Source organism: Micromonospora sp. NPDC049799, assembly GCF_040656655.1.
GTDB lineage: Bacteria > Actinomycetota > Actinomycetes > Mycobacteriales > Micromonosporaceae > Micromonospora.
On the sequence record NZ_JBFAMU010000561.1, the window covers coordinates 1 to 2,987 of the forward strand.

A 2,987-nucleotide genomic window follows, 5' to 3' on the forward strand; every position below is an offset into this window, starting at 1 on the left:
CTCCACGTTCATCACGCCGTTCGACCGGGAGGACATCTACCGGCTCGGGTCGCTGCTGGACGACAGCCCGACCGCCAGGCCCAGCGCGACCTCCGGGGCGACCCGGCCACTGGGGATCGGCCGCTCCGGGCGCTCGACGGCGTCCAGCCGCCGGTCGGCCCAGTCGTTGCCGGCCATGCCGGCCCAGTAGAGCAGCACCGAGGCGGCGGCCAGTCCCGGCGTCCGCCGGTCCAGCGACCGGGCCGCCGCGGCGCCGGCGACGACGTCGCCGGGGACCGAGAGCGCCGCCGGGGCGCGCACCAGCTCGGCGAGATCAGCGAGGGTCGGCACCGGAAACCCCCTCGTGCAGACGACGGGTGTACGCGCACAGCCGGTTCCACTGGTCGCCGAGCGAGTGCGTGGGCGCGCCCAGCGGGTCCTTGAAGAAGAACGCCAGGTCCTCCAGCGGGCCGGTGTCGCCGGCGGCGTGCGCGGCGGCGGTGAGCCGGGCCAGGTCCAGCACCAGCGGCGCGGCCAGGGCCGAGTCGCAGCCGTGCCAGGTGAACTCCATCCGCATCCCGGTGCCGAGGAAGCCGGCGAAGGTGATCAGGTCCCAGGCGGTCTTGAAGTCGCCCAGTTCCTCGACGTAGTCGATGCGGGTGCCGCCCTGCGGGACGTACCCGAGGATCTCCTCGAGCACCCGCTGCTTGCTGGCCACCTTGGCCGCGTTGGCGGCCGGGTCGGCGAGGGTGGCGCCGTCGCCGCCGCCTAGCAGGTTGGTCCCCGACCACGAGCGCACCGCGAGGTGCCGCATCGCGAACATCGGGGCCAGCACCGACTTGACCAGGGTCTCGCCGGTCTTGCCGTCGTGCCCGGCGTACGGCAGGCCCCGCTCGTCGGCGAGCGCCCGCAGGGCGGGCAGGCGCAGCCCGGTGGACGGGGTGAAGTCGACGTACGGGCAGCCGGCCTCGACCGCCGCGTACGCGTAGAGCGAGCTGGTGGGCAGCACCTCGTCCGCACCGGCGAGCGCTGCCCGCAGCGCGGCCGGGTCCGTGTGGGCCGGGTGCGGGCCGGCGGCCGGCTCGGTGGCCGAGACGTTGACCACCACCACCCGCGCGAGACCGTGCCGCTCCCGGAACGCGGTCAGGTCCTCGACGGTCGCGGCGGCCCGCTCGGCCTGAGTGCCGACGGTGGGTGCGGGACGTAGCTCCCGCTCGACATCCGCCAACTCGGCGCCCAGGGCGTCGACCAGCCGAGCCGGCACCACGCCGGCGGCGGCGAGCGACTCGGCGCGCTTGGCGAGCGGTGTGGCGACCACGTCGTGTCCGCCGAGGACCAGGTCGGAGAAGGCCGGCAGGGCAGGACCGCGCAGCTCGGGCAGCTCGGTGACGCAGCCGGTCGGGCCGGTGAGGCCGGACCGTAGGGCGAGCGCCCCGACGATGCTGGTGGTCGCGACGGAACCGCGCGCCCCCACCAGCCAGACACCCGTACGCATGGTGCTCCTCTCCGGTCGCGAGGAACCGGCCTTGCATTGATTTACATAGATATCAGAAGTCTGATCCGAAAACTACTCATCTGAGCGGATGGGCCCCGTCCGCCGTCCAACCCCGGGAGAAGCGGTCCGAGCCGGCGTCGAAGTCGGCGGCGACGACGCCGGACCGGTGCCCGGTGCGGGTGCGGACGGACGGGGCTGGCAGGCAGGGGCGGTCGGCGTCTCGACCCTGCCTCCCCCGCATCCGGCCGGTCGGGACGGCGGCGTGCGCCCGACCGGACGTCATCAGGAAACGCGGTCCGCCGTGTGGCGGTGAGGTCGGTCGGCGTGGGCGGCGGTAGAGGCTGGTCGGGGCACGATGTCCTCCGGATAGCCGGGGTCGCGGCGGCCCTGCGGCGCGCGGGACGGTGGTGGTGGTGGTGGGGGTGGTGGGGGTGGTGGGGGTGGTGGCGGCCCTGGCGGGTCGCCGGATGTGGCGGTCCTCCGGTGCGGCCGGGGAATCCCGGTCCGGCCGCACCGGAGACCGTCCTGCTCGTACCATCCGTGCCGTAGGCCCGGCTGGCACGTCCCGTCCGGCGCCGACCTCGTCCCGGCCGCGGGGCGCAACCGCGGCCGGTCCCTCGCCGGTCGGCGTCGGGGGGTGACTCAGGCGGCGACCGTGGCCAGCGCCGGCTCCACCTCGGTCCACGAGGAACCGAGGTCCGCCGAGCGGGTCACCGCGTCCAGCACGAGCTGGACCTGCAACGCGTCGGCGAATGAGGGAGTCGGGTCGGCACCGGTGGCGACCGCTTCGATGAAGTCCCGCATCTCGTGGGTGAAGGAGTGCTCGTACCCGATGATGTGGCCCGGCGGCCACCAGGCCGACATGTACGGGTGCTCGCCCTCGGTCACCAGGATCCGGGTGAAGCCCTGCTCGGCGGTGGGGCGCGTCGCGTCGTGGAACTCCAGCTCGTTGAGGCGCTCCAGGTCGAAGACCACCGAGCCGAGCGACCCGTTGATCTCCACGCGGAGGGCGTTCTTGCGGCCCGTCGCGAACCGGCTCGCCTCGTACGTCGCCAGGGCGCCGCCGTCGAGCCGGGCCACGAAGACCGCGGCGTCGTCGACGGTGACCAGCCCGGTGGCCGGCCGGTGTCCGTCCACGGCACCGTGGCCGTCGACGGAACCGTGACCGTCCACCGGCCCGGCACCGTCCACCGTGGCGGCCAGTCCGCTCGATCCGGCGGGCAGCGGCCGTTCCTTGACGAAGGTCTCGGTGAGGGCGCTGACCCCGCTGATCCGCTGGCCCGTGACGAACTGGGTCAGGTCGATGATGTGCGCCCCGATGTCGCCGAGCGCACCGGAGCCCGCCTTGTCCCGCTGCAGGCGCCAGACCAGGGGGAACTGCGGATCCACGATCCAGTCCTGCAGGTAGGTCGCCCGGACGTGCCGGATCACCCCGAGCCGACCGTCGGCGACCAGCTGCCGCATCATCGTGACCGCGGGCACCCGACGGTAGTTGAACCCGCACATCGACCGC

The 2,987-nt window shown here is 74.1% G+C and carries 3 protein-coding genes; all 3 read right to left on the minus strand.

Annotation, left to right across the window (positions count from 1 at the left end):
• Positions 1–36 precede the first annotated feature (36 nt).
• Complete coding sequence (locus AB0I76_RS26330; protein WP_357040744.1) at positions 37–330, minus strand: UbiA family prenyltransferase; 294 nt, start codon at positions 328–330, stop codon at positions 37–39.
• Positions 314–1,474, minus strand: a complete 1,161-nt coding sequence (locus tag AB0I76_RS26335) for an inositol-3-phosphate synthase (protein ID WP_357040747.1) — start codon at positions 1,472–1,474, stop codon at positions 314–316. The genes AB0I76_RS26330 and AB0I76_RS26335 overlap by 17 nt, the downstream gene beginning before the upstream one ends.
• Positions 1,475–2,116: 642 nt before the next feature.
• Positions 2,117–2,987 (minus strand): Gfo/Idh/MocA family oxidoreductase (locus AB0I76_RS26340; RefSeq protein WP_357040750.1); only part of this gene is annotated, 871 nt, incomplete at its 5' end.